Annotated in this window: 26 protein-coding genes and 6 tRNA genes; 16 read left to right on the top strand and 16 right to left on the bottom strand. The window is 64.5% G+C overall.

All coding sequences use genetic code 11. The annotated features are described in order from the left end of the window. Nucleotides 1-8 precede the first annotated feature (8 nt). Both N5D91_RS00625 and N5D91_RS00620 read left to right on the top strand, forming a co-directional pair. Nucleotides 9-317 carry a hypothetical protein gene (locus tag N5D91_RS00625; protein ID WP_005412388.1) on the top strand — a complete coding sequence of 103 codons (309 nt, stop codon included), beginning with the start codon at nt 9-11 and terminating at the stop codon, nt 315-317. Then, nucleotides 314-766, top strand: a complete 453-nt coding sequence (locus N5D91_RS00620; RefSeq protein ID WP_005412387.1) for a hypothetical protein — start codon at nt 314-316, stop codon at nt 764-766. Before N5D91_RS00625 ends, N5D91_RS00620 begins: the two co-directional genes overlap by 4 nt. A 21-nt stretch (nt 767-787) precedes the next feature. On the opposite strand, the gene N5D91_RS00615 is transcribed toward N5D91_RS00620, so the two are convergent. The 3 genes from N5D91_RS00615 to N5D91_RS00605 form a co-directional block, all read right to left on the bottom strand. Next, complete coding sequence (locus N5D91_RS00615; RefSeq protein WP_005409127.1) at nt 788-1174, bottom strand: response regulator; 387 nt, start codon at nt 1172-1174, stop codon at nt 788-790. 103 nt (nt 1175-1277) lie between these two features. Beyond that, on the bottom strand, nt 1278-1610 hold the full coding sequence (locus tag N5D91_RS00610) for a hypothetical protein (RefSeq protein ID WP_043033726.1): 333 nt from the start codon (nt 1608-1610) through the stop codon (nt 1278-1280). Between the two features lie 215 nt (nt 1611-1825). Then, the gene (locus N5D91_RS00605; RefSeq protein ID WP_032961796.1) at nt 1826-2155 is read right to left on the bottom strand and encodes a hypothetical protein; all 330 of its coding nucleotides are present in this window, start codon (nt 2153-2155) and stop codon (nt 1826-1828) included. Between the two features lie 1075 nt (nt 2156-3230). On the opposite strand from N5D91_RS00605, the gene N5D91_RS00600 reads away from it, so the two are divergent. The 11 genes from N5D91_RS00600 to N5D91_RS00550 all read left to right on the top strand — a co-directional run bounded on the left by N5D91_RS00600 (nt 3231) and on the right by N5D91_RS00550 (nt 9038). After that, nucleotides 3231-3392 carry a hypothetical protein gene (locus N5D91_RS00600; RefSeq protein ID WP_154267699.1) on the top strand — a complete coding sequence of 54 codons (162 nt, stop codon included), beginning with the start codon at nt 3231-3233 and terminating at the stop codon, nt 3390-3392. A 68-nt stretch (nt 3393-3460) separates the two neighbouring features. After that, complete coding sequence (locus tag N5D91_RS00595; RefSeq protein WP_004154558.1) at nt 3461-3631, top strand: hypothetical protein; 171 nt, start codon at nt 3461-3463, stop codon at nt 3629-3631. 64 nt (nt 3632-3695) lie between these two features. Beyond that, nucleotides 3696-4295 carry a hypothetical protein gene (locus N5D91_RS00590; protein ID WP_005412385.1) on the top strand — a complete coding sequence of 200 codons (600 nt, stop codon included), beginning with the start codon at nt 3696-3698 and terminating at the stop codon, nt 4293-4295. A gap of 52 nt (nt 4296-4347) precedes the next feature. Next, entirely contained in the window at nt 4348-4671 is a 324-nt protein-coding gene (locus N5D91_RS00585) for a hypothetical protein (protein ID WP_005412384.1), read from the top strand. Beyond that, complete coding sequence (locus tag N5D91_RS00580; protein WP_005412383.1) at nt 4671-5111, top strand: hypothetical protein; 441 nt, start codon at nt 4671-4673, stop codon at nt 5109-5111. The genes N5D91_RS00585 and N5D91_RS00580 overlap by 1 nt, the downstream gene beginning before the upstream one ends. Further along, entirely contained in the window at nt 5108-5290 is a 183-nt protein-coding gene (locus N5D91_RS00575; RefSeq protein ID WP_032961794.1) for a hypothetical protein, read from the top strand. The genes N5D91_RS00580 and N5D91_RS00575 overlap by 4 nt, the downstream gene beginning before the upstream one ends. After that, nucleotides 5287-5547, top strand: a complete 261-nt coding sequence (locus tag N5D91_RS00570; protein ID WP_032961791.1) for a hypothetical protein — start codon at nt 5287-5289, stop codon at nt 5545-5547. Before N5D91_RS00575 ends, N5D91_RS00570 begins: the two co-directional genes overlap by 4 nt. A 63-nt stretch (nt 5548-5610) precedes the next feature. Further along, nucleotides 5611-6231, top strand: coding sequence for an antirestriction protein ArdA (locus tag N5D91_RS00565; protein WP_032961789.1), 621 nt, complete (start codon nt 5611-5613; stop codon nt 6229-6231). A gap of 241 nt (nt 6232-6472) precedes the next feature. Continuing rightward, on the top strand, nt 6473-6613 hold the full coding sequence (locus N5D91_RS00560; protein ID WP_005412379.1) for a hypothetical protein: 141 nt from the start codon (nt 6473-6475) through the stop codon (nt 6611-6613). Nucleotides 6614-7352: 739 nt separating this feature from the next. Next, a complete protein-coding gene (locus tag N5D91_RS00555; protein ID WP_005412378.1) occupies nt 7353-7727 on the top strand; it encodes a hypothetical protein in 375 nt (124 codons plus the stop codon). Nucleotides 7728-7793: 66 nt separating this feature from the next. Next, nucleotides 7794-9038 (top strand): site-specific integrase, encoded by a 1245-nt coding sequence (locus N5D91_RS00550; protein WP_049417433.1) that lies wholly within the window; start codon nt 7794-7796, stop codon nt 9036-9038. Nucleotides 9039-9097: 59 nt separating this feature from the next. Here the strand turns inward: N5D91_RS00550 and N5D91_RS00545 are convergent. The 7 genes from N5D91_RS00545 to N5D91_RS00515 all read right to left on the bottom strand — a co-directional run bounded on the left by N5D91_RS00545 (nt 9098) and on the right by N5D91_RS00515 (nt 11174). Further along, a tRNA-Leu gene (locus tag N5D91_RS00545) sits at nt 9098-9184 on the bottom strand. Between the two features lie 139 nt (nt 9185-9323). Next, nucleotides 9324-9692, bottom strand: coding sequence for a hypothetical protein (locus N5D91_RS00540; protein WP_180854630.1), 369 nt, complete (start codon nt 9690-9692; stop codon nt 9324-9326). Nucleotides 9693-10304: 612 nt separating this feature from the next. Further along, nucleotides 10305-10380 (bottom strand) — tRNA-Lys (locus tag N5D91_RS00535). A gap of 196 nt (nt 10381-10576) precedes the next feature. Further along, a tRNA-Lys gene (locus N5D91_RS00530) sits at nt 10577-10652 on the bottom strand. Between the two features lie 79 nt (nt 10653-10731). Beyond that, nucleotides 10732-10808, bottom strand: a tRNA-His gene (locus N5D91_RS00525). A 173-nt stretch (nt 10809-10981) separates the two neighbouring features. Next, nucleotides 10982-11058 (bottom strand) — tRNA-Arg (locus tag N5D91_RS00520). A gap of 39 nt (nt 11059-11097) precedes the next feature. Continuing rightward, nucleotides 11098-11174: transfer RNA gene (locus N5D91_RS00515), tRNA-Pro, on the bottom strand. A 180-nt stretch (nt 11175-11354) separates the two neighbouring features. Between N5D91_RS00515 and N5D91_RS00510 the strand changes: the two genes are divergently transcribed. Then, on the top strand, nt 11355-12113 hold the full coding sequence (locus N5D91_RS00510; RefSeq protein ID WP_110711220.1) for a Bax inhibitor-1/YccA family protein: 759 nt from the start codon (nt 11355-11357) through the stop codon (nt 12111-12113). Between the two features lie 59 nt (nt 12114-12172). On the opposite strand, the gene N5D91_RS00505 is transcribed toward N5D91_RS00510, so the two are convergent. The 6 genes from N5D91_RS00505 to grxC form a co-directional block, all read right to left on the bottom strand. Continuing rightward, a complete protein-coding gene (locus N5D91_RS00505; protein ID WP_180847926.1) occupies nt 12173-12922 on the bottom strand; it encodes a sulfite exporter TauE/SafE family protein in 750 nt (249 codons plus the stop codon). A gap of 25 nt (nt 12923-12947) precedes the next feature. Then, nucleotides 12948-13856: a LysR family transcriptional regulator gene (locus N5D91_RS00500; RefSeq protein WP_164162788.1), complete on the bottom strand. Its 909-nt coding sequence runs from the start codon at nt 13854-13856 to the stop codon at nt 12948-12950. A gap of 53 nt (nt 13857-13909) precedes the next feature. Then, nucleotides 13910-14653, bottom strand: a complete 744-nt coding sequence (locus N5D91_RS00495) for a cysteine hydrolase (RefSeq protein ID WP_164162787.1) — start codon at nt 14651-14653, stop codon at nt 13910-13912. A 254-nt stretch (nt 14654-14907) separates the two neighbouring features. Continuing rightward, the gene (locus N5D91_RS00490; RefSeq protein WP_032129081.1) at nt 14908-15912 is read right to left on the bottom strand and encodes an isocitrate dehydrogenase; all 1005 of its coding nucleotides are present in this window, start codon (nt 15910-15912) and stop codon (nt 14908-14910) included. A gap of 324 nt (nt 15913-16236) precedes the next feature. Continuing rightward, complete coding sequence (locus tag N5D91_RS00485; RefSeq protein ID WP_032129080.1) at nt 16237-16629, bottom strand: carboxymuconolactone decarboxylase family protein; 393 nt, start codon at nt 16627-16629, stop codon at nt 16237-16239. Then, nucleotides 16626-16916 (bottom strand): glutaredoxin 3, encoded by a 291-nt coding sequence (gene grxC / locus N5D91_RS00480; protein WP_004154541.1) that lies wholly within the window; start codon nt 16914-16916, stop codon nt 16626-16628. Before grxC ends, N5D91_RS00485 begins: the two co-directional genes overlap by 4 nt. Nucleotides 16917-17004: 88 nt before the next feature. Here grxC and N5D91_RS00475 point away from each other — a divergent pair, with 88 nt between their 5' ends. Further along, nucleotides 17005-18705 carry a M48 family metalloprotease gene (locus N5D91_RS00475; RefSeq protein WP_180854631.1) on the top strand — a complete coding sequence of 567 codons (1701 nt, stop codon included), beginning with the start codon at nt 17005-17007 and terminating at the stop codon, nt 18703-18705. Nucleotides 18706-18821: 116 nt separating this feature from the next. Next, on the top strand, nt 18822-19511 hold the full coding sequence (phoB, locus tag N5D91_RS00470) for a phosphate regulon transcriptional regulator PhoB (RefSeq protein ID WP_005408258.1): 690 nt from the start codon (nt 18822-18824) through the stop codon (nt 19509-19511). Nucleotides 19512-19613 lie beyond the last annotated feature (102 nt).

The following is a 19613-nucleotide window of genomic DNA, read 5'->3' as shown; positions in this document are numbered from 1 at the left end:
CGGAACCCATGAACTTCAAGACCATCTACAACCGCGCCAGCGAGCGCCTGGTGCGCGCCTACGAGCGCGCTAAGGGGTACGTAGCGCTACGCATTGCCCTCGCCTCGCAGTGGCTCCTGGAGCGCCTGCGCGAGACCTCCCGTCGCACCTACACCGGCTGGCTGTTCGTCGTCGTGTTCCTGGCGCTGCCCTACGTCGTCCTCGGCGGCCTGTGGGAGCACCTGCGGAATGCCGCGGAGCGCCTGTGGGATGACGTGAACGACATCGAGTGGGCTGCGTTCACCCCGAGCTACTGGCGGGAGCACATCAAGCAGTGACCACGCTGGCCTTTGACGGCCGGCTCGTTGCTATCGACTCGCAGGTCACCGCTGGTGATCTGCGGTACGAGGAGGAGAAGTTCTACCGCACCACCGACACCACCGGGCGCGACCTGGTGGTGTTCGGCGCGGGCACCACTTCCCACATCCAGCGAGCCGTGCGCGAGCTGTCGGAGGGATTCGACGAACTGACCAAGGGCGAGTACACGATCCTCGTGGTCGGCCTGCGGGACAACCCGGTGGCCTTCTACCACGACGGTCTCCCTCTCGACCTCCGGCGCGACTTCCTCGTCGCCGGTAGTGGTGGTGCGATTGCCCTGGCCGCCATGAAGGCAGGCCACAACGCGACCGAAGCAGTCCTCATGGCCTGCTCGACGGACCTCTACAGCGGTCCTCCGGTGCAGACCTACGACACGGTTACAAAGCGTTTCCTAAAACGCCGGACCTGAACTACTGGCGCATGGACGCGCCTAAACAGGAATGCCGATTTGGCGAGTCCTATCAAGGGCGCTCATGAGTTCTTTGATGCGGTACGGCTTCGGGAGAAAGGTCGCCCACTGGTGAGCGTCAGGGAGCTGCGGGTTCGGCACCCCGGACGCGAACATGTAGGGAATTCGGTGCGACAGCAGGTAATCGGCGACGGACATTGATGCTCCGTCCTGCGTCTGGATGTCTAAGATCGCCGCGTGAAATGCTTTCGCCTCTATGCGGTCGAATGCATCGGCAGCGGAGGCGACCACATCGACCTCGTAACCCTGCATCGCCAGGATTTCCTTCAACATCCCTGAGAGGTCAGGATCATCTTCCATGACCAACAACGAGCCGAGCCGACCCTGGCTGTATGCATCCGTAGCCATCGCGCGTTCTCCCACGCCTACGTTCCCCAAACGGTTCGTACCGTACACGACGGCCAGTTAAAAGACAGGAAACGACTCTACCTGAAAGTGAACAGTTCAGCTATCACGCCAATTCTTCATCCTTGAACCACCACATTACAGCCAAGACGACAAACCAAACGATCAGCGGGACGCCAATCGTGAATTCCACGAGTAGGCCTCTCATGTGCTCGTGCTGCGCGGCCTCAGTCAGTGCAGAATCCAGAATTGGCACCGCATCGGCCACCACGCTGTACGAGGTCGTGTCATCGTTTATGACCTCGCGGGTACGTTCGACCAGCTCCCGTGCTGCTCGAAGCTTCGCGTGCTGATATGCGGCGGGCACTCCAGCACAGACCAGCGAGAGGACAGTGACCAGCGCCGCCAAGCGAATGAGGAGGGTATTGAGCGATGCCATAGATGCTCGTTGTAATGTCTATGCCAACCGCTAAGTTTATTCGACCACGGAGCACTGGGAGGGCTTGACAAGGGTGCTATCATAGTAAGACCTAAGTATTACTCTAGCAGGACTATAGAGTTCTATTCATTGGTATTCACCATCAAGTAGAGCTACAGTTCTCCTATGCACTCCTGGGGTGTTCCTCTGTCCTCCTTGGGTGCCACTGCGGCGGACTAGACCTCCGTCCCATCCTTGATGACCCATAGCACCACGCCCGCACCAATCCAAGCGAGCGCCGGGATGCCCAAAGCGAGCTGGAGAAACAGGTTGCGGGAATTGCGGTTGCTGATGAGGTCATTCGTCGCGGCGTCAAACGTCCGCACCGCCTCATCAACCAACACCTGCGGCGAGGCGTCGTTCTCGATGATCTGCTCGTTCCAGGAACGCAACTCCTCAGCGCTCCTTACGCCGGTCTGAAAGTACGCGGCAGGGAGTCCTGCGAGCACTAAGGCCAGGACGGTGATCGCGGTAGCGGTTCTTATCGTGTATCGGCGGGCGTACATAACGTCTCCTCGAAGTGACAGAGGTGGTCGAAAGGTTTGCGGCAAATTTCCGAAGGAGTATCCAACTACTTGGAACGGCGCGATCACCCCCCGTAGGGGGTCGCCCCCTGTAGCGTAAGGCACGATGCGCCCCCTTCGCGTCACCTGCGGCGTCACCACCTCGGCTAACCTACTGATTCCAAAGGTGAACCACCGGATTAGGTATCCAGTGCCTAGGCAATCCCATGCGATACCTGGGCAACCTGCGGACATCCGCGCTCAAACGTTCGCGCCCCTGTCTGTCCCTATCTGTCTTTTTGCCCTGACCGCCACGCGCCCACCTCGGCACCACCTCGGCACACCTGCCGACCACCTCGGCACACCCTGCCCGGCCTATGCCCACCTGCCGCCCACCACGGCCAGCCAATGCGCCACCACGGCCCACGCAAGGCCCGCCACGGGCACCCCTACCGCCCCGCCTATAGAAGCTCCCCACGCGCGCGCTAGGCGCTCCCTGCGACCATCCAAAATCGTTGCCATCGGGGTATTGACAGCCATGCGGGGATTGATCTAATCTATACCCGTCGCCAGCAACACGGCGGCAGCGGAAAAGGCGGCGACAGACGTGCGACCGATGGATCGACAGCACCTAGAGCTTATCCCGCCAGCACTGAGGACTAGCCCCAAAGGCCCCTAAGCGCACCGCAGGTAACGTCCGGCTCAACCATCCCCCTACCGGGAGTGATTGACAAACCGGGAGCAAAAGGGCATAATGCCCACCATCGAACAACGGCCGCAGGGTGCGGTCGGGACAGCAGGAAAGGGGCAGGCAGGAGCGCCGCCCACGGCAGAACGCGGGGAGCTGGGAACACTAGCCGCGCCGGGAAGTGTAAGGGCCGATGAAGGCCGCCACGGATACCGGGTCACCGCCAGAAAGAGCGGGGCCATCTGTACGGGATTCCTAGGCGAGCTGGAGGCGCTCCCGGAAGCTGGCGACGGTCAGATTCCATGCCTTACGAGCATGAGTCTGACCGCCAAAGCGCCCCTACCGTTGTGATGGGGCGTTTTGGTGGTCCGATTCACTGGAGAGCAACCCATGACGATGATCCCGTTTGATATGACCGCCCGCGACTACTACGTGGCCGGTTGCATCCGCCGCGGCATCCGCGAGCACCGCGCCCGACTCAACGAGCGGGAGCGCCAGGCACACAAGAACCGCACCCAAGTTGCGCCTTGTCCATCCCCCGTTGTCATCTGATCCCCTTTCGTCAACCCGGTTTTCCACACCCCGCCGACGTGTGACGGCGGGTCTTTTTTGGAGCTACCATGAGCACCAATGGACCACTGGAGGACTTGCAAGTGCGCAAGCTCACCGCTGAGATTCGCAAGATCAACCGCGAGAGCGACAAGCTGATGATGGAGACCCGGTGGTATCCGCTGGTGGTCGCCACGGCCTTTGTGGCTGGCATCGTCACGCTGACCAAGCTGTTCCTCTAACAGCGCCCTACCCCAATCCCCCGAAGCCGCCGCAAGGCGGCTTTTTTGTTGCCCGGAGAAAGCTATGAACAAAATTCCTTCCGCCCTGATCGCCGCCGCTCTGCATGTGGCCCCCAAGAATGACGTTCGCTTCTACTTGAATGGCGTGCTGATTGAGTCGCACGCCGATGGTGCGATCATCGTTGCTACAGACGGCCACCGCATGCTTGTGGTGCGTACCAGCCTGCCGTGGGACATTGGCAAGATCATCGTGCCGCGCAATGCGTGCGAGCTGGTCGCCAAGATGAAGGGCGATGTCTATTTCAGCGCCGTGGGCGATGCCAGCCGGTTCAAGGCGGAGCGCGGAGGCCAGGCCATTGAGTTTGCTGCCGTTGATGGAACCTACCCGGACTGGCGTGCTGCGGTGTCCAAGCCGAACGAACTCAAGCTGTCCGGATTCGCGCCTGCCGTCCTCGAAGGCGTAGTGAAGGCGGCCGGTGTAATTTGCAAGGCATTCGGCGGCAAGGCCACTTCACTGATTCCGGTGACTGGCGGCGACGTGGCGGCCATGTTCGGTATTGGCGGCATCACCGATCCGAGCATCAGGTGCGCGTCTTTGATCGTCATGCCAATGCGCGACTCGTCATACCCGGAAGCCCTGTGCAGCGACGCGCTCCGCGCTTAACCCGAACCCATCAGCCGCCGCAAGGCGGCTTTTTTGTTGCCCGGAGAAAGCCATGAACCTCGACAACTACGCCCCCGAGAGCGCGAAGCGCATAGCCGTGGCGCTGGTGGATGCCGCCCTCGCCGCTGGTTACTCGCTCGGCGTCTACGACGGCGAAGAAACCACGGTGCGGCACAGCCGCGACCGGCAAGAAGTGTTGGAGGCCCTCGCCTCTACCGACCACGATCACCTGCGGTTCTACCGCCCGGACGCAACAAAGGCGGGGTTTGTGCTCCTGATTTGGGAGAACGGGGACGACGCCGCGAGCGACTGGAGCGACAACGACGAGACCAACGCGCTGGTGATGCCGGTGCTGCGCGGGCTGGGGGTGCTGTGATGGAACTGCGCACCTACGGAACCCGCAACGTGTTCCTGGCACAGCCGGGGCGCTATCACGAACAACTGGCGGCGACCGCGATGACGCCGCAGCAAGCCGAGGAGTTCGCCACCGTGGTCAACCGCGCAATCAGGGATACCGACTTCGACCCCATCGACCTCGCGCAGCTGGCGAGCGGGTGGACGTGGCCCGAGCCGATGAGCACCGCGCCGCTGGGCATTGAGGACTCCGAATTTCTTGTCGAGGTGGCGCGCATGCTGCACCGCCTCTGGCAGGAGGTCGGCGAGCAGTGGAGCGGCGTTTGGGCCTACGACATCGCCGACCCGCTGGGCGGGTGGCTGTCGAGGAACGGCATCAACCACGAGACCGCCGATGGCGTGGCCCGCGCCGAGCAGCAGGCCCGCGCATGGATCGCCGAGGGCATGGGAGCCGCGCGATGAGCTACCGCGAGGAGGACATCTTGTTCGAGACCGAAAAGGCATGGGTGCTGCGCAAGGGGCCGAACCATTTTGAGGTCTACAAAATCGGCCTCACCCACTCGACACGCCACGGCATTTTTCACAACATCCCCGGCGCACTGGATCGCGCCATCGAACACGCAAAGGGCCTGTCGCAATGAGCAATGACAACGAGCTGGCTGTACCTGCCGGTGACAAGCTGGTCACCCTGGGCGACCGATCGGTCTCCTACGGTCCCCGCCAAGAGTTCGACGGGAGCGTCGAGCCTTGCGCACCGATGGCCGCGCAGTTTTGGGGCGTCTACCGCTGGGCCGGTAAGGACCGCTGGTGGTGGATTGCCGACGTGGCCGACGAGGACACCGCCCGCGCAGTGGCCGCCGCCTACCTGCTGAACGTCAAGCCCGATTGGGCGCACTGACCGATAACCACCCCTGATCCCGAGGCCCGCCTAGTGCGGGCCTTCGCATTTCTGGAGCACACCATGCAAATCTACGTTGCCTGCCTTGCCTCATATAACGCTGGCGTCCTGCACGGCGAGTGGATCGACTTGGAGGGACGCGACGCCGACGACGTGCGCGATGAGATTGCCCGCATCCTGCGCGAGTCGCCGCACCCGAACGTGACCGTTGATTGCCCGGATTGCGGCGGTACTGGAACCACATACGTCCCCCGAGTATTCGGCGGGGCGGAATGCACGGCGTGTGGCGGAAGCGGCAAGGTCGCCAGCGCCGAGGAGTGGGCCGTCCACGACTACGACGACGTGTTCGGGGATACCTGGGGCGAGCACCCCGACCTGGACAAGCTGTGCGCATTGCAAGAGCGGCTGGACGAGTTGCACAACGACACCGAACGCGCTGCCTACACGGCCTTCTGCGACCACGAGGGCCTCGACGATGTGACCGTGGAGCAGTTCCACGAAGCCTACGTGGGCCAGTTCGATAGCTGGGCCGACTTTGCCGAGAACTATGTGGACGAATCGGGGCTTCTCCACGGCGTGCCCGACGCCCTCTCCCGCTACTTCGACTACGAGAGCTATGGCCGCGACATTCGGCTCAACGGTGACGCGTTTGAGGTGAGCGGCTTCTACTTCTGGAGCCGCTAACGCCGCTTCCGCAAGACCCTGCGCCAATACAGGTATGTGCGATGCGCCGGCACCGAGCTAGTCCACACCCATACGACTAGGTGAAGGGCCGTAATGGCGACTTCTACGCGGGGGTCAATCATCGAACGGTCCTTGGGGTCGGGAGTGGCGATCACGCCCTTCAGCCCTAATCATAAGGCCAATCTCGATATTTGGCACTCATTGTTCCATTTGTAGCACTTGCATAACAGGAGACTTACATATGCGTAACGCAGATTTCACCGCAAACTCGACCCTGGTGATCGTCAACGTGGCCCTCCGCGTCCACCAGTTCGGCCCGTTCTTGGTATTCGAGCGGGAGGTTTTGGTCCTGCATGAACGGACCTACGAGGTGCCCGAATGATTCGGACCATCAATTTCGACCATAACGAGAAGCGCGGCGCTCTCCGCGCGATGCTCGGCCTACTCAACGAGCGCGTCCAGTTCTCGGTCGTCCCCGAGGACTGTGGCTGGCGGGTGTCGTATCCGGTCCCACCCGCGGCCCCAACGGAGACCCCGCGGCCATGACTTCACTGCACCAGTCGGGATCAATCTCTCCCGTGGTACTTGATTCCTACGGACGCGCCATCATTGTGGCCTGTAGTCTGCCCGACGGCAGCGTCATGCTGTCGGGCTGCGCATCCGCAGACGACCAGGGGGGCGTTCTCAGTCTATGAGTACGGTGAGACGGACAATAGCCAGCGCGGTAGTCCGCGTAGGGCAAGGACTGTTTTTTGCATCCGTGGTCGGGGCCATTGTGACCCTGGCGGCGATGCTGGCACTACCGTTCTTAAAACACTGAAACGTAAGACCTTTTTGTGGAGCGCAGCCGGGGGTGGCGGCGCATTACAACGCCGTGAGCAGGGGACAGGACGGCCCCTTCGCAGGGCAGAAGTACCTGGACCTGTTCGTGAAAGCCTTTGGATATGAGATCGGAATCGACCCCTCCCCCACGCCTTGGCAGCGTGGTTTCTGGATGGACAAAATTGGCAAGAATGCCATCAACATTGGCTTGGGCCTTGTAATCCTTACATTGCGGCTCCAAGATAGACCCTGATGGTTTCCCAAGGGGGAACCATCCCCTTACGGAAAATGAGCGCACCATGAATCTCTCGCAGAAAGAACTGACGGCCATTCTCACAACCGCACTGTCAGCCTTCCGGGAAGAGATCGACGAGGACATCACCGCCACCCGCATCCTCACCCTACTCGCCGTTGTGGACGAGCCGGGCATTCAGCAGGTGGACCTTGAGCGCGTCCTCGGCGGACTCTCTCCCTCCGCAGTGAGCCGCAATGTGCTCGACCTGTCGTCTATCAAGCGTAACCGCGAGCCGGGGCCTGACTTCCTAGAGCAGCGCCCTGATCCCGCCTACCGCAAGCGCAACCTGATCTTCCCGACGACCAAGGCGCTGCACTGGCTGGCTTCGCTCGCAGAACGTGTCAACCGCAAGGTGACGGCGCGCGTCGCAGCCGCCTAACCCCCAACACCCCGTTGTGCCCCGAGGCCCGCCTAGTGCGGGCCTTTTTCATTTCTGGAGATACACATGGCCCTTCGCCTCAAAGGGACCGCGCCCAAGCCGGGTGCGCCCGATAAGCGCTACTACATGCTCGACGTGCAGGAGGGATACCGGCGCGTGCGCTTGTCCACCGGCACCCGCGACCGCGTGGCAGCCGAGCGCAAGGAGCAGGCGGTCCTCGACGCCCTGCGCGACGACCCCGAGATTGCAGAGGACGCGCTGCGGGAGCTGATTCGGGGCAAGTCCCGGTCGGTGCAGATGGCCGTGGCGAAGGCCAAGGTCCGCCAGCGCACCCTCAAGGACGCGATGGACGACGCGCTGGACGACCGCAACTTTTGGGGCAAGCTCCGGTCCATCGACACCGTGCGTACCAACTGCAAGGTGGTCCAGAGCTACCTGGGCGAGGAAACGCCCATCAACGACATCACGCAGGCCGCGGTCAACGACATGGCGCAGCGCATGCTCGCCGACAAGGCGGCTCCCGCCACCGTGAACCGCAAGATGCAGTGCCTCCTTGCCCTACTGAAACGCGAGAGGAAGGCCGGCCGGTTCTTGGGAGAGCTGCCCGAGTACAGCTTGGCCGACGAGAGGGACAACGCACGCACGTTCGTCCTGAACGTTGAGGACGAGGAATTGATCCTGGCGCGGCTGCTGGAGTGGGACACGCTCCCGAACGGCCCTGCCGGAGGGCACCCACGGGTGCGCGACGGGGCGGACTACCGCGACCTGTTCGTGTGCCTCGCCGACCTGGGCTGCCGCATGAGCCAGGCCATCGGCATCCGGTGGTCCGAAGTAGTCGATCAGGGCGGAAGGCTCCACGTCCGCTTCTGGCGGCACGCTACGCTCAAGAAGGGGCGTCCCCGCACCCTACCCTGCACCGCCCGTGTCGCCGAGGTTCTACAGCGGCGCAAGGACGCCCTGGCGGCCACATCGGACGGCCCCTTCACGATGCTCAATCGCACGCGCGCCGACCGGCTGTGGCAATGGGCCATCAAGGGGACACATCTCGCTTCCGAGAAGGAGTGCGTACCGCATGCGCTCCGCCATACGTGCGCCACTCGGCTGCTGCTGGCGACCGGCAACATCAAGCTCGTGCAGGAGTGGCTCGGACACCGCGACATCCAGACCACCTCAGCGGTCTACGCGAAGGTACTGGCCGAGCAATCGCTCCAAGGCATGTCTGCACTGGAGCAGTTCCGCCTCCCAGCCGCCTCGAACGGAACAGGTGACGTTCCGAGACAGGGATCAATTGCCAAAGCGGGAATCCAATAGGACAACTGACCGTCGCCAGCTTATTTTTCAATCACTTAGGCAATCTGTGCTCGGCCAGATGGTGCGAAAGGCGGGACTCGAACCCGCACGAGGTCACCCTCACTGGAACCTAAATCCAGGGCGTCTACCAATTCCGCCACTTTCGCGTGGCCGGCACAGGCGTTCATTGTCGCAGGCAGGGGCTGGAAGCGGAAGACCTGCACAAAACTGAACATGGCCATCCGCGCGCGACTGGCGCGCTGGGACCGCCCCGGCGAGCGCCCGCTCAGCCGGGGCGGCGGTGGTTCAGTGCTGCGGCCTGGCCTCGGCAGGCGCCGTATCGGCCCCCTGCCCGGCCGCAGGATCCACCTTGCGGATCTCCACGCCCCCGTCGTCGGTACGGCGCAGGGCCACCGACTCCGGCGCGGCCTTGCGCACATCCACCGAACCCTCCGCATTGCGCTGCACGTCCACCGCGTCGGGCAGGACCTCCCCTTCCGCAGGCTGAGCCGGCTGCATCTGCATGGCGTCACCCACCGGGCGCGCCGGAGTGCTCTCCGTGCCAGCATCGCGTTCGACGGTCTGCGCAGGATCATTGCCCGGCGTGCAGGCAGCCAGCACCATCAACGCGAAGGGAACCCACAGCGTGCGGTGCAATCGATTGATACCAGCCATCAACATCTTCCTTCGTGCATGCGCCATCGGCGCGGAAGATCCATTGGGTGCGATGCAGGACGCGATGCGCTGAGAAGCAGCGCACAGCATTGAAAACACCGATGACGCGTATGCCCCTGATTTCAGCATCGCTTCAGCAGATCCACGCCATGCGTGGATGACGCGCAACCCGGCGTACAGGCAAGAAAAAAGCCACTTGGCGAACCCAGTGGGAAGCTGCCGCGCATTCGCGCCGCAGCCCCACGCTTTGCGCGGCAAAGCGCGGGCCCCACTTCATCAGCCCCCACATCCCCGCGACTTCGCCGCGCCCCCTTGACTCAAGGGGGCTCCACACCAGCCAGCGCACTGGCATCCGCACGCTCAACCCGGCGCACAGGCAAGAAAAAAGCCACTTGGCGAACCAAGTGGGAAGCTGCCGCGCATTCGCGCCGCAGCCCCACGCTTTGCGCGGCAAAGCGCGGGCCCCACTTCATCAGCCCCCACATCCCCGCGGCTTCGCCGCGCCCCCTTGACTCAAGGGGGCTCCACACCAGCCAGCGCACTGGCATCCGCACGCTCAACCCGGCGCACAGGCAAGAAAAAAGCCACTTGGCGAACCAAGTGGCTTTCGTCTGGTGGGCTGTCAAGGATTCGAACCTTGGACCTATTGATTAAGAGTCAACTGCTCTACCAACTGAGCTAACAGCCCGAAATCGGGGCGCGAATTATGACCCGATCCGCTCGGAGGGTGCAAGCACTTTCTTCAACATCGTTGAAACCAGCACTGCGATCCCGCTGCGTTGCAGATCCACGCCAGGCAGGGCTCTGCAACCTGTGATCCATCGAAACGAAAGGGTCACACTAATAAGAAAAAAGCCACCTGGCGTACCAGGTGGCTTCCGTCTTGGTGGGCCGTCAAGGATTCGAACCTTGGACCTATTGATTAAGAGTCAACTGCTCTACCAACTGAGCTAACGGCCCGTGAAACTCAGACGCACATTGTAGCGTGCTTTCTGTTTATTGCAATACCGTTTCGGCTGCGCCGATGCGGTTGAATCAGTGGGGTGGCTGAGGGGATTCGAACCCCCGACCACCGGAATCACAATCCGGTACTCTAACCAACTGAGCTACAGCCACCACTGGAACTTTTGCTCCATCGCCGATACCGCTGACGCTGGAACCTCAAACCTTTGCCTGGAGACTGTCACCGAAGTTCCGGTCCGCCGAAGCGAGTCCGATATTCTGGTGGAGTCTTTACCCTTTTGCAAGCACTTCTTCACATCCGCCGATGCGATCCCGGTGCTCGCCAATGGCGCGCCCGACAGGAATCGAACCTGTAACCGCCGGCTTAGAAGGCCGGTGCTCTATCCAGTTGAGCTACGGGCGCCCGAACCGGAACGGTGTCCAATCCGACGTGGCGTGGGATTGGTCGGGGTAGAGGGATTCGAACCCCCGACATCCTGCTCCCAAAGCAGGCGCGCTACCAGACTGCGCTATACCCCGGTCTTGCAATCCCCTCGGGCCGGGCCCGGGGAGTCGTTCATTGTGGCCAAGCACATCGCGAACTGTCAACGCAGGCGAGACCGGCCATGAACCTGCCACGGCGCCATGCGTGGTCATCGGCTATGCTCGCGGTCATCGGCCGGATGGCCGTCCCGACCTTCATTCGCACGGAGAACTCGCATGCGCAGCGGCAACCCGGCTCTTTCCGAGTCGACCTTCCTCGACCTCGCCAGCGGCTCGGTGGTGACCAGCCCCGACCAGGTGATGACCCTCAACGGCACCGCCAACAAGACCGGCATCCTGCTGTTGTTGACCGTCCTGACCGCGGCCTTCGCCTGGAACCAGTCCGTGGACGAGTACGGCCAGGTCATGGCCGGGGCCAAGCTGTATGCCATGGGCGGCGCGATCGGCGGCCTGGTGCTGGCGCTGGTCACCATTTTCAAGAAGGAATGGTCGCCGGTCACCGCACCGATGTACGCACTGGTCGAGGGCCTGTTCCTGGGCGCCGTCTCGGCGCTGTTCAACATGAAGTACCCGGGCATCGTGTTCCAGGCCGTGCTGCTGACCTTCGGCACGCTGGCCGCACTGCTGGTCGCGTACCGCAGCGGCGTGATCAAGGCCACCGAGAACTTCAAGATGGGCGTGGTCGCAGCCACCGGCGGCATCGCCCTGCTCTACCTGGCATCGTTCGTGCTGGGCTTTTTCAACATCAACGTGCCGGTGATCCATGACTCCAGCTGGCTGGGCATCGCTTTCAGCCTGTTCGTGGTGGTCGTGGCCGCACTGAACCTGGTACTGGACTTCGACTTCATCGAGACCGGCGTGGCCCAGCGCGCGCCGAAGTACATGGAGTGGTATGGCGCATTCGGCCTGATGGTGACCCTGGTCTGGCTGTACGTTGAATTCCTGCGCCTGCTGTCGAAAATCCAGCAGCGCTGAGCCGAAACATGCCGTAGACGACAAAGGGCGCCCTGATGGCGCCCTTTGCCTTTCTTCCGTCAGCGTGCCAGCAGCACAGGCAACGACGAGGCCAGCAGTGCGATGCCCGAAGCGGTCAACAGGCTCAGTACGAGCTGCCGGAAGCGCGCCTCGCTGATGCCGATGTAGACCCGCGCGCCCAGCAGGGCCGGCACCAGCATTGCCGGTGCCACGATGGCGAAGTACGGCAGCATCTGCCGGCTCACCAGGCCACTGCCGACATAAGTGGCCATGGTCACCGCCAGCATTGCCAGGTTGAAGTTCTGGATGACCGCACGTTGCTCGTCCTTGCCGAAGCCACGCAGGGTGCTCCACAGCGTAGGTACCGGTCCGGCGAAACCGCCGATGCCGCTGAGCACGCCACCGGCCATGCCAGCGATCGCATCACCGATACGGCCGCCGACGCGGACCGGGGGCAACGAGCGCGCCATCAGCATCACCGGGCACCATAGCGCCAGGAAGCCGCCCAGCAGGGCCTTGAACCAGTCCATATCCAGCTGCGGCAACACCATCACGCCCAGCGGAATGCCAGCCAGCCCACCCAGCACGAACGGCAGCAGCAGGCGCAGATTGAAACCGCGGCGCACGGTGAACACCGCGACCAGCTGCCCGACCAGCGCACCAAACACCGACAGCGTCGCCGCCAGCCGCGGCTCCAGTCCCCATGCCCAGAACGACATCGCCACCATGCCAAAGGCGAAGCCGGACAGGCCCTGCACGAATCCGGCGACGATCGCGCCCAGCGCGACCAGCAGATACACCGACTCCATCACCACCTCGGTTGCTGCCGCGCGACTACCCCGCCGCGCCCACCTGTGCAGCGTAGTGCGCCGCAAGGTGCTCGACCAGCGCACGCACCTTCGGCGCCAGCGCCCGCGCGTGCGGATACAGCGCGAAGTAGCGCCGCTGTCCGGCGTGCCAGGCCGGCAGCACGCGGATCAAACGACCGGCGCGCAGATCCTCCTGCACGGTCAGTGCAGTGAACAGGCTGATGCCCATGCCAGCCAGCGCAGCGGCATACAACGCTGGCGTCGCATCCACCCGCAGGCGCTGCCCCGCCTCGATGCTCGCGGCGGCACCGCGTGGCCCCTGCAGCTGCCAGGGCGACATCGCCGCTGTGGGACTGAAACCCAGCAGCGTGTGCTGTGCGAGGTCCGAAGCCTGCCGGGGCAGACCGTGCCGCGCCAGATAGGCCGGTGCGGCGACCAGGATGCGTGGGCAGCTGGCCAGCTCGCGGGCGACCAGCTGGCTGTCCGGCAAGGAAGGCGCGATGCGCAGGGCCAGATCGAAGCCACCCCCGACCACATCAACCAGCTGGTCGTCGGCGGAAAGATCCAGCGTGACCTGTGGGTAGCGCTGCAGGAACGACGGCAACCAATGCGGCAGCTCCTGGCTGGCGACCACCTGCGGCACGCTGATCCGCACGGTGCCGCTGGGCTGTGCCTGCCCTGCGCGCGCGCGGTCATCCGCCTCCTGCAGGCGATCCAGCAGCGACGCTGCCTCGCGGTAGTAGTCGCGTCCCGCTTCGGTCAATGACAGGCGACGGCTGTTGCGATCGAGCAGTCGAACCTGCAGGTGCTCTTCCAGCTGCCGCAGTTGCCGTGACATCGCCGAATGGGTGGTACCCAGTCGTTCGGCGGCGGCAGTGAAACTGCCCGCATCGACGATGGCGCGCAGCGCACGCAGGGCAGCGAAATGATCCATCGGCGGGCAGCTCCAGGTGGCGGGGCCCGCGGCATGCGGGCCCCGTCAGCTTATCAAGCCCCGTCGCCGGCCTTGCGTACCGGCAGCGCCAGGATTGCATCGGTGCCCAGAACGTCACCAAAGGTGTCTTCGATCTGCGCCAGCGAGGCGTCATGCAGCGCGCGATGACCGATGCGCTGGCCTCCGGCAAGATCCAGATCACGACTGGCGGTTGCATCGGACGACACGATGACGCGGTAGCCACGCGGCGCCGCCGCGGCATCGCGGGCGGCACCGGCCACGCAGGCATGGGTCTGCAGGCCGGTGACGATCAGGGTGTCGATGCCGGCATCCTTCAGCACCCGGTCAAGCACCGCCGCCGAGTCGCCGGCGAACACGCTGACGTTGTCCTTCTGCACCACGGTCTCGCCCTTGCGCGGCTGCAGATCGCGGTGGAAGGCGGCATTGACGCTGCCCTGCGCGAACAGCGGCGCACCGGCCGGGAGCACGTGCTGCACATGGATCACGCGGATGCCATGGGCGTCGGCAAATTCGACCACCCGCTTGGCCTGGCGCAGTGCGGCCACGCCATCGGGGATCACCATGCGACCACCGGCGAAGCCCGGCGCAGCGCTGCCGTCGAAGTATTCGTTCTGGAAGTCGATCACCAGCACGGCGGTCTTCGCCGCATCCAGCGAAGCCACAACGGGCGCGCCAGCCATGTGGCGGATGGTGGGATGAGCCGGTTCGGCAGCGGTGACGGGGGTAACGGTGGCCATGCCGATCAGGCTGGCCAGACCAAAGGCGGTGAGGTTCATGTTCAAGCTCCTGTGCGGTGGAAAGTGGGCACAGAATGCCGATCGCATGGCGCACGAACCAGCCGTGTAGCGGCACATGATCTGTGCGAATCGTGCACAGACTGGCATTGTAGGGTCGAGCCATGCTCGACGGCTTTCCACGCGCGCCCCGATCGAAGAGCCGTCGAGCATGGCTCGAGGCTACAAGCGCGGGAAAACGCAACGGGGCGCCCGAAGGCGCCCCGCTGTGGATCCAAGCGAAATCGTCCGGCCGCTTACAGGCGGCTGGCGATGGCCTGGGCAAAGCTCATGGTGGTGCCGGTGCCGCCCAGGTCGCCGGTCAGCGAATCCTTGGCTTCCATGGTCGCCACGATGGCCTTGCGCAGGCGCTCGGCGTTTTCCGGCTGGCCGACATGGTCCAGCATCTGCGCCGCTGCCAGCAGCAGCGCGCACGGATTGGCCTTGCCCTGGCCGGCGATGTCCGGCGCGGTGCCGTGCACGGCTTCGAAGATTGCCGCGTCCTTGCCGATGTTGGCACCCGGGGCCAGGCCCAGGCCGCCGACGAGGCCGGCGCACAGGTCGGAGATGATGTCGCCGAACAGGTTGGTGGTGACGATCACGTCGAACTGTTCCGGACGCATCACCAGCTGCATGCAGCAGTTGTCGACGATCATCTCCTGGAATTCGATGTCCGGGTACTGCGCAGCCACTTCACGGGCGACATTCAGGAACAGGCCCGAGGTCGACTTGATGATGTTGGCCTTGTGTACGGCGGTGACCTTCTTGCGGCCGGTGCTCTTGGCCAGCTCGAAGGCGTAGCGCACGATGCGCTCGGAGCCCTTGCGGGTGATGCGGGTGCCGGAGAAGGCGGTCTCGCCGTCGGCCGACACTTCCTGGCCTTCGGCCAGGTAGGCACCTTCGGTATTCTCACGCACGGTGATCAGGTCGACGTTGTCGAAACGCGACTTGGTGTTCGGGAAGGTGTGGGCCGGACGCACGTTGGCGTACAGGTCGAAGTGACGGCGCAGGCTGACGTTGATCGAGGTGAAGCCACCACCGACCGGGGTGGTCAGCGGGCTCTTCAGCGCGACCTTGTTGCGCGCGATCGATTCCAGGGTCACCGCCGGCATCAGGTCGCCGTGCTTTTCCAGGGCCACCAGGCCGGCGTCGGCGTCTTCGTACTCCAGGCCAGTCTTGAGCTGGTCGAGCACGAACAGGGTGGCGTCCATGATTTCCGGGCCAATGCCGTCGCCGCGGATGACCGTAATTTTCTGCGTCATTGATCGATGTTCCGAACAGGGGGAAAAACGCCGTCCGGACGTGCCCGGAAACGCCGGCGCAAAGGAAGTTTCACCGGCAATTATGCCTGAGCCGGGGCCGAGGTCCCAAATAGACCATGGTCCCAGTGCCCGGCTCAGGCAGAATTGCCCGCGCATCCCACCTTATCCCCGCGCCTGTCGGCGCGCCCCCTTGAACAACAAGGGGGCTTCTGGGCTGTTGGATTGCGGGGAAGGCCCCTCGCAGGCCGGGTAGTGCCGGCCGCTGGCCGGCAACCTCGGCCATTCCGGATTCAGGGTATGCCGGCCAGCGGCCGGCACTACCCTTCAGTGCGCGTGCGCTTCCGGGGCGGCAGCGCCGCCTTCGAGCTGGTCGAGGAAGTCGACCGCGCGGCGCAGGTGCGGGATCACGATGGAACCGCCGACCACCAGGCCGACCGAGAAGGTCTCGAAGAACTCTTCACGGGTCACCCCGGCGTCCTTGCACTGGGCGACGTGGTAGCTGATGCAGTCGTCGCAGCGCAGCACCATCGAGGCCACCAGGCCCAGCAGTTCCTTGGTCTTCACATCCAGCGCGCCGGCCTGGTAAGTCTGCGTGTCCAGCGCGAAGAAGCGGCGCACCACCTGGTTCGGCTCGCCCAGGATCCGCTCGTTCATGCGCTTGCGGAACTCGGTGAACTCGGCGATGCGGTCCTTGCTGCCGTCGTCGGCCGCGCTCATGCCTGGCCCTGCCCGGCCAGCAGCGGCTCGAGCTTGCCTTCGCGGTGCAGGGCCATCATGTCGTCGTAGCCGCCCACGTGGACGTCACCGACGAAGATCTGCGGCACGCTGGTGCGGCGGGTCAGCGCCATCATCTTCTCGCGCTCGGCCGGGTCCAGGTCGATGCGGACCTCGGTCCACTGCTGGCCCTTGCTCTTCAGGAAGTTCTTGGCGGCCACGCAGTACGGGCAGACGGCGGTGGAATAGATGGTGATGGCGGGGGCACCGCCGGCGGTCTGGGCTGTCACGGGAAACTCCACGATGGATCGACGGTCTACATATGGTACCGGTGCGCTGGAATTTCCACGCCACGGCCGCAACACTGTGGATTAACGAATGGTTGCCCCCCACCCTGCCACGCTTGGCGCGCCCTGCCCGAGGACCTCCTGCTTGCGAGCCCTGCTGCTGACTACCGCCGTCACCCTGGCCCTGGCCATGCCGCTGGCCCAGGCCCAGGAGAAGCTGCCCGACATCGGCTCCTCGGCCGGTGAGCTGCTGACCCCGGCCCGCCAGGCCGAGTACGGCGCGATGATGCTGCGCGAGCTGCGCAACTACGGCTACCTGCTGGATGACCCGCTGGTCAACGACTGGCTGCAGACCATGGGTACCCGGCTCGGCTCCAACAGTGACCAGCCGCGGCAGCCCTACACGTTCTTTGTCATGAAGGACCGCCAGATCAACGCCTTCGCCACGCTGGGCGGCTACATCGGGGTCAATGCCGGCCTGGTGCTGACCGCCGAGCGCGAGGATGAGGTCGCTGCGGTGCTGTCGCACGAAATCGCCCACGTTACCCAGCAGCATGTGCTGCGCGGTGTCGAGCGTGCCCAGCGCGACCAGATCCCGATCCTGCTCGGCATGCTGGCGGCGGTGGTCGCCGCGCAGGCCAGCAACAGCACCTCCTCCGGCAACGCGACGATGGCCGCGATCAGCTCTGGCATGGGCCTGATGCAGCAGCGGCAGATCAACTACACCCGCTCCAACGAATCCGAGGCCGACCGCCTCGGCATCCGCACCCTGGCGCGCAGTGGCTACGACGTGGATGCCATGGCCGGCTTCTTCGAGCGGATGTCGGCGGCGATGCGTGGCAACGAAGGCGGCTACAGCGTGCCGGAGTTCCTGCGCACCCACCCGGTCAACATCACCCGCATCAGCGAGGCCAAGGCCCGCGCCGAGCAGATGAAGAAGGACACGGTGCTGCTCACGACCAGCACCCCCAGCGGCGAGCGCAAGGAACGGGTCGACCCGGCCGATCCCAGCCTGGCCGAGCCGCTGCTGCGCGGCAACAACCCGCTGCTGCCCAGCAGCGTGCTGCGCATCCCGATGGGCCAGCTCGCCCGCGGAGCGAGCGGTGATTTCGACTGGGCGCGTGAACGCCTGCGCGTGCTCAGCGCCGATTCCACCCCCGAGCTGGAGCGCGAGTATGCGGACATGGCCAAGCGGCAGAAGGACGGCCTGAACGACGCCCAGCGCTATGGCCAGGCGCTGGCGGCAATGCGCAGTGGTCGCGCCGGCGCCACCCAGGCCCGGCAGACCCTGGCGGGCCTGCTGCAGACCCGGCCGGACAACCTGTGGCTGGCGCTGGGCCTGGGCGAGGCCGAATCACGCGCCGGCCAGGCCGCCCAGGCCAACAACCGCTTCGAGCAACTGCTGCGCGAGCACCCCAACAGCCGTCCGGTGGCGCTGACCTATGCCGAGATCCTGAACGAACAAGGCAGCCGCGAGGCCGGCCAGCGCGCGCAGGCGATGCTGCGGCCGCTGCTGTCGCAAAGTGGTAACGATCCAGTCTTCCAGCAGCGATACGCCCGCGCCAGCGAACTGGCCGGTGACAGCGTGCGGGCCAGCGAGGCCTATGCCGAGGCCGCCTTCCTCAGCGGCCGCCCCGAACAGTCACTGATGCAGCTGCAGGCCCTCAAGCGCAACCCGGCACTGGACTATGTCGGCCGGGCCCGCGTGGATGCGCGCATCGAAGCGATCACCCCCACCGTGCTGGAGCTGCGCCGCCAGGGCGTGCAGGACCCGGATCTGGACCGCCGCTGAGCGCTGCATGACCGGTCGATGGCAATCCCGACCGGTTCCGGCCAGGTAGTCACAAACATGTCATCAAACCGTAGTCTACTGGCACCACTCCAGTAACCGAGCCCTACGGTGTCCTCGTGCAGAAACGCATCCTGATCGTCGATGACGAGCCCGCGATCCGTGAAATGGTCGCCTTCGCCCTTCGCAAGGGCGATTACGAACCGGTCCACGCCGGCGACGCCCGTGAGGCCCAGACCGCGATCGCCGACCGGGTTCCCGATCTGATCCTGCTGGACTGGATGCTGCCCGGCACCAGCGGCCTGGATCTGGCCCGCCGCTGGCGCAAGGAAACGCTGACCCGCGAAGTGCCGATCATCATGCTGACCGCCCGTGGCGAAGAAAACGACCGCGTCGGCGGCCTCGAAGCCGGCGTCGACGACTACGTGGTCAAGCCGTTCTCGGCGCGTGAACTGCTGGCCCGCATCCGTGCGGTCATGCGCCGTGCCCGCGAAGACGACGAGGACGGCAGCGTGGCCGTCGGCCCGATCCGCATCGACGGTGCCGCCCACCGCGTGTTCGCCAACGACCAGCCGGTGCCGATCGGCCCGACCGAATATCGCCTGCTGCACTTCTTCATGACCCACCCCGAGCGCGTCTACACCCGCGCCCAGCTGCTGGACCATGTGTGGGGCGGCAGCGTGTACGTGGAGGAGCGCACCATCGACGTGCACATCCGCCGCCTGCGCAAAACGCTGGAACCGTTCAACGCCGAGAACATGGTGCAGACCGTGCGCGGCGCCGGCTACCGCTTCTCCACTGCCACCTGAGTCTCGTCGTGCCGGCGCCACGCACCCGTGGGTGCCGGCGCCGGCAACTCTGCTATAACCCTCGGTTCACCCCAGTGAACCGCCGCACCTCAACGACGAGAT

The organism is Stenotrophomonas sp. GD03794 (genome assembly GCF_029842145.1).
Lineage (GTDB): Bacteria > Pseudomonadota > Gammaproteobacteria > Xanthomonadales > Xanthomonadaceae > Stenotrophomonas > Stenotrophomonas riyadhensis.
Note: the sequence above shows the minus strand (reverse complement) of the source record. Positions and strands in the feature narration are given on the sequence as shown.

Excerpts from the sequence above, each read along its gene's own strand:
- N5D91_RS00565 (WP_032961789.1), top strand. The coding sequence starts at position 5,611 with ATGCAAATCTACGTTGCCTGCCTTGCCTCATATAACGCTGGCGTCCTG.
- N5D91_RS00555 (WP_005412378.1), top strand. The coding sequence starts at position 7,353 with ATGAATCTCTCGCAGAAAGAACTGACGGCCATTCTCACAACCGCACTG.
- N5D91_RS00560 (WP_005412379.1), top strand. The coding sequence starts at position 6,473 with ATGCGTAACGCAGATTTCACCGCAAACTCGACCCTGGTGATCGTCAAC.
- N5D91_RS00595 (WP_004154558.1), top strand. The coding sequence starts at position 3,461 with ATGAGCACCAATGGACCACTGGAGGACTTGCAAGTGCGCAAGCTCACC.
- N5D91_RS00495 (WP_164162787.1), bottom strand. The coding sequence starts at position 14,653 with ATGAACCTCACCGCCTTTGGTCTGGCCAGCCTGATCGGCATGGCCACC.
- N5D91_RS00570 (WP_032961791.1), top strand. The coding sequence starts at position 5,287 with ATGAGCAATGACAACGAGCTGGCTGTACCTGCCGGTGACAAGCTGGTC.
- N5D91_RS00500 (WP_164162788.1), bottom strand. The coding sequence starts at position 13,856 with ATGGATCATTTCGCTGCCCTGCGTGCGCTGCGCGCCATCGTCGATGCG.
- N5D91_RS00575 (WP_032961794.1), top strand. The coding sequence starts at position 5,108 with ATGAGCTACCGCGAGGAGGACATCTTGTTCGAGACCGAAAAGGCATGG.
- N5D91_RS00585 (WP_005412384.1), top strand. The coding sequence starts at position 4,348 with ATGAACCTCGACAACTACGCCCCCGAGAGCGCGAAGCGCATAGCCGTG.
- N5D91_RS00610 (WP_043033726.1), bottom strand. The coding sequence starts at position 1,610 with ATGGCATCGCTCAATACCCTCCTCATTCGCTTGGCGGCGCTGGTCACT.
- N5D91_RS00605 (WP_032961796.1), bottom strand. The coding sequence starts at position 2,155 with ATGTACGCCCGCCGATACACGATAAGAACCGCTACCGCGATCACCGTC.
- N5D91_RS00510 (WP_110711220.1), top strand. The coding sequence starts at position 11,355 with ATGCGCAGCGGCAACCCGGCTCTTTCCGAGTCGACCTTCCTCGACCTC.
- N5D91_RS00485 (WP_032129080.1), bottom strand. The coding sequence starts at position 16,629 with ATGAGCGCGGCCGACGACGGCAGCAAGGACCGCATCGCCGAGTTCACC.
- N5D91_RS00625 (WP_005412388.1), top strand. The coding sequence starts at position 9 with ATGAACTTCAAGACCATCTACAACCGCGCCAGCGAGCGCCTGGTGCGC.
- N5D91_RS00540 (WP_180854630.1), bottom strand. The coding sequence starts at position 9,692 with ATGGCTGGTATCAATCGATTGCACCGCACGCTGTGGGTTCCCTTCGCG.
- N5D91_RS00615 (WP_005409127.1), bottom strand. The coding sequence starts at position 1,174 with ATGGCTACGGATGCATACAGCCAGGGTCGGCTCGGCTCGTTGTTGGTC.
- N5D91_RS00550 (WP_049417433.1), top strand. The coding sequence starts at position 7,794 with ATGGCCCTTCGCCTCAAAGGGACCGCGCCCAAGCCGGGTGCGCCCGAT.
- N5D91_RS00505 (WP_180847926.1), bottom strand. The coding sequence starts at position 12,922 with ATGGAGTCGGTGTATCTGCTGGTCGCGCTGGGCGCGATCGTCGCCGGA.
- N5D91_RS00490 (WP_032129081.1), bottom strand. The coding sequence starts at position 15,912 with ATGACGCAGAAAATTACGGTCATCCGCGGCGACGGCATTGGCCCGGAA.
- N5D91_RS00475 (WP_180854631.1), top strand. The coding sequence starts at position 17,005 with ATGGTTGCCCCCCACCCTGCCACGCTTGGCGCGCCCTGCCCGAGGACC.
- N5D91_RS00590 (WP_005412385.1), top strand. The coding sequence starts at position 3,696 with ATGAACAAAATTCCTTCCGCCCTGATCGCCGCCGCTCTGCATGTGGCC.
- N5D91_RS00600 (WP_154267699.1), top strand. The coding sequence starts at position 3,231 with ATGACGATGATCCCGTTTGATATGACCGCCCGCGACTACTACGTGGCC.
- N5D91_RS00580 (WP_005412383.1), top strand. The coding sequence starts at position 4,671 with ATGGAACTGCGCACCTACGGAACCCGCAACGTGTTCCTGGCACAGCCG.